The sequence below is a fragment of the uncultured Shewanella sp. genome (assembly GCF_947501665.1).
In the GTDB taxonomy this organism is placed as follows: Bacteria; Pseudomonadota; Gammaproteobacteria; order Enterobacterales; family Shewanellaceae; genus Shewanella.
The window spans coordinates 1-506 of record NZ_CANMWS010000088.1 but is presented as its reverse complement, the minus strand read 5'-3'; the positions used below and the strand labels follow the sequence as shown (position 1 = coordinate 506).

Here is a 506-nt window from a genome sequence, read left to right as displayed (position 1 = left end):
GAGACAGGTGCTGCATGGCTGTCGTCAGCTCGTGTTGTGAAATGTTGGGTTAAGTCCCGCAACGAGCGCAACCCTTATCCTTATTTGCCAGCACGTAATGGTGGGAACTTTAGGGAGACTGCCGGTGATAAACCGGAGGAAGGTGGGGACGACGTCAAGTCATCATGGCCCTTACGAGTAGGGCTACACACGTGCTACAATGGCGAGTACAGAGGGTTGCGAAGCCGCGAGGTGGAGCTAATCTCATAAAGCTCGTCGTAGTCCGGATTGGAGTCTGCAACTCGACTCCATGAAGTCGGAATCGCTAGTAATCGTGGATCAGAATGCCACGGTGAATACGTTCCCGGGCCTTGTACACACCGCCCGTCACACCATGGGAGTGGGCTGCACCAGAAGTAGATAGCTTAACCTTCGGGAGGGCGTTTACCACGGTGTGGTTCATGACTGGGGTGAAGTCGTAACAAGGTAGCCCTAGGGGAACCTGGGGCTGGATCACCTCCTTACCT

General features: G+C 54.7%; 1 rRNA gene. It reads left to right on the top strand.

Annotation, left to right across the window (positions count from 1 at the left end):
• Positions 1-503 (top strand): 16S ribosomal RNA (locus Q0976_RS24025); the annotation flags it as partial.
• Positions 504-506: the final 3 nt, after the last annotated feature.